Raw genomic sequence first — 3,017 nt, forward strand, 5'->3', positions numbered from 1 at the left:
CTGGCGCCACCACGGTGATCCTTGCGCCGGAGCACGGCGAAGTCCAGGGCGCGCACCACCACGCCAAGGCCGACCGCTTTGGCGTGCAGGCCGTGCTGTCCGAAGCACATCCCGACGATTTCGACGCCGTGGTACTGCCGGGCGGTGTCATGAATGCAGACGCCTTGCGTACCAAGCCGGAGGCCCAGCGCTTCGTCAAGAGGATCCAGGATGACGGCAAGCCGATCGCCGTGATCTGCCATGGCGCCTGGCTGTTGGTCTCCGCCGGGCTGGTCAAGGGCCGTACGCTGACCAGCTGGCCGTCGCTAGCCGACGACATTCGCAACGCCGGCGGCGAATGGGTGGATCGCGAGGTGGCGCGGGACGGCAACTGGGTCAGCAGCCGCAAGCCGGACGATATTCCGGCCTTCAACCGGGAAATGGTGGCCTTGTTCGCCGGGCCAGCCCAGCCGCGCACCACGGCCAATACCCGGTGAGCATCGCGCCGGGTAGGACGCCACCGGGCGCCACCTTGGGTCCTTGTCCTACACGCGGGCACGGCTTTTGCGCCGTTTCCCGTGATCGGGCCGCGGTGCGGCGCGAGTCAGGCCAGCGCGATTGCATGCGAGTACCGGCAAACCGTGGCCAGCCAAGGCAAACGCAATAATCGGCATACCAAGGGGGGAATCGTGGCGCAAACGCTACATGCAGAAAATACCGATCAGGGCCCGGACTTCCTTGTAGCTCTTACAAGCGAGCCTGAGGCGTTGTTGAATGAATGGGTAGCGCAGCAGCTTGCCCTGCCGGGCGGGCAGCGCTTGGCGGAGGCGGATCTGCGTGACCAGTCCCAGCGCTTCCTGCATGGCCTGCGCGAGGCGCTGCGCGCTGGTGCCGCTGAGGACCTGAGCAAGCCGGAATGGGAGCGCGTACGCGGCGTGCTGGTGGATATCTCGCGCCGCCGTGCCCGCGAAGGCTTCTCCCCGGCTGACACGGCCATGTTCGTGTTCTCGCTCAAGCAGCCGGCTTTCATGCGCTTGCGCAAGCTGCTGGCCCAGGACCCGGTCCGGCTGGCGGACGAGACCTGGGCGACCAACACCCTGCTGGACCGGCTCGGCCTTTACACCACGACGCTGTACCAGGCCAGCCGTGAAGAGGTGATCGCGCGGCAGCAACGCGAGCTGATGGAACTGTCGACGCCAGTGGTGCAACTCTGGGACGACATCCTGGCGCTGCCGCTGATCGGCACACTGGATAGCGCGCGGACCCAGACCGTGATGGAGAGCCTGCTGCAAAAGATCGTCGATACCGGCGCCTCGATCGCCATCATCGACATCACTGGCGTGCCCACCGTGGACACGCTGGTCGCGCAGCACTTGCTGAAAACCGTGGCGGCGGCCCGGCTGATGGGCGCGGACTGCATCATCAGCGGCATTCGCCCGCAGATTGCGCAGACCATCGTCCACCTCGGCGTGGACCTGGCCGATGTCACCACCAAGGCGACCCTGGCGGATGCGTTCCAGGTCGCGCTCAAGCGTACCGGGGGCGCCATTACCAGCGCCGCCCAGCGCTAGCCGCGCGCAACGGACGAACGGATATGGAGCGCATTCCAATTCTTCGCATGGGCCGCCTGCTGCTGGTGACGATCCAGGTCGACATGCACGACCGGCTGGCCCTGACGCTGCAGGAGGACCTTTCCGAGCGCATCGTGATGGATCGTGCAAAGGGCGTGCTGATCGACATCTCCTCGCTGGACCTGGTGGATTCGTTCATCGGCCGGATGATCGGCAATACCGCCGCCATAGCACGCGTGCTCGACGCCCAGACCGTGGTCGTCGGCATGCAGCCCGCGGTGGCGATCACCCTGGTCGAGCTCGGCGTCACGCTGGATGGGGTACGCACCGCGCTGAACGTGGAGCGCGGCATGGCCCTGCTGCAGGCCGACGCATGAACCCCCACGACGGCGCTTTCGCGGCCCAGTGGCCCTGGCTCCAGGAGGCCTTGCGCGAGACCGACGCGGCGGTGCAACACGTCCCGTTGCGCACGGGCGAGGACGTGGTGCGGCTGCGCAAGCTGGTGCGCGAAGCGGCGGTGGCACAGGGCATGTCCCTGGTGGACCAGACCAAGCTGGTCACCGCGGCGAGCGAGTTGGCGCGCAACACGGTGCTCTACGGCGGCGGCGGCACCGCGGAAGTCCTGCCGGTGACGGCGGGCGCGCGGCGCGGCGTGCAGCTGCGGTTTATCGACCAGGGCCCCGGCATTGCCGATGTGCAGGCGGCCATGCAGGACGGATTCACCACCGGCGACGGCATGGGCCTTGGCCTGGGCGGCGCGCGCCGGCTGTCCGACGCTTTCGAGATCGATAGCGCGCCGGGCCGGGGGACGACCGTGACCATCGCCCGCTACGGCGTGTTCTGAACACGGGAAGCATGATGCAGATTCGAGCCTCGATCCAGGAAGCCAGCCATGTCGCGCAGGCGCGGCGCACGGTCACCGACCTGGCCATCCGCTGCGGCTTTGGCGAGGTGGCCACGGGCCGCCTTGCCATCGCCGTCTCCGAGGCAGCGACCAACATCCTGAAGTACGGCGGGGACGGCGAATTGCTGATCCGCACCTTGCAGGAGGAAGTCGCCGGGCCGGCCGCGCCGCAGGTGGAGGTGATCGCCATCGACCGCGGCCCGGGCATGGCCAACCTCGGCGCCAGCTTGCGCGATGGCTTCTCCACGGCCGGCACCGCCGGCAACGGGCTGGGGGCAATGAGCCGGCTCGCCACCGCCTTCGATATCTATAGCGCGCCCGGCAAAGGCACCGTCTTGCGCATGGCCTTTTCCCCGTCCGACCGGATGGCCGCGCCGGACTTGCCGGCGATCTCGGTGGGATCGGTGTGCGTGCCCATCGCCGGCGAGACTGAATGCGGCGACGGCTGGCACGTGAGCTCCGCGCGCGAGCTATCCAGCGTCACGGTGGCCGACGGGCTCGGCCACGGCCCCGATGCGGCGCGCGCCGCCGAGGCCGCCAAACGGGTTGCCGCCGCCCATGCC

General features: G+C 68.4%; 5 protein-coding genes. All 5 read left to right on the forward strand.

Going from position 1 to position 3,017, the window contains the following annotated elements; translation table 11 throughout:
• Window positions 1-476, forward strand: a 476-nt coding sequence (locus ACYP5B_RS13940; RefSeq protein WP_459570097.1) for a type 1 glutamine amidotransferase domain-containing protein, incomplete at its 5' end; no start/stop codon positions are given.
• A gap of 192 nt (window positions 477-668) precedes the next feature.
• Window positions 669-1,550 (forward strand): STAS domain-containing protein, encoded by an 882-nt coding sequence (locus tag ACYP5B_RS13945; protein ID WP_400095966.1) that lies wholly within the window; start codon window positions 669-671, stop codon window positions 1,548-1,550.
• A 23-nt stretch (window positions 1,551-1,573) separates the two neighbouring features.
• Window positions 1,574-1,927 carry an STAS domain-containing protein gene (locus ACYP5B_RS13950; RefSeq protein WP_318233437.1) on the forward strand — a complete coding sequence of 118 codons (354 nt, stop codon included), beginning with the start codon at window positions 1,574-1,576 and terminating at the stop codon, window positions 1,925-1,927.
• Window positions 1,924-2,394 carry an anti-sigma regulatory factor gene (locus ACYP5B_RS13955; protein ID WP_400095967.1) on the forward strand — a complete coding sequence of 157 codons (471 nt, stop codon included), beginning with the start codon at window positions 1,924-1,926 and terminating at the stop codon, window positions 2,392-2,394. Before ACYP5B_RS13950 ends, ACYP5B_RS13955 begins: the two co-directional genes overlap by 4 nt.
• Before the next feature lie 11 nt (window positions 2,395-2,405).
• The coding region (locus tag ACYP5B_RS13960) for an anti-sigma regulatory factor (RefSeq protein ID WP_459570100.1) at window positions 2,406-3,017 on the forward strand (612 nt) is incomplete at its 3' end.

The organism is Cupriavidus sp. 8B, assembly GCF_054589115.1.

Bases quoted from the DNA above. Each gene is read 5' to 3' on its own strand.
- ACYP5B_RS13950 (WP_318233437.1), top strand. From the start codon at position 1,574: ATGGAGCGCATTCCAATTCTTCGCATGGGCCGCCTGCTGCTGGTGACG.
- ACYP5B_RS13955 (WP_400095967.1), top strand. From the start codon at position 1,924: ATGAACCCCCACGACGGCGCTTTCGCGGCCCAGTGGCCCTGGCTCCAG.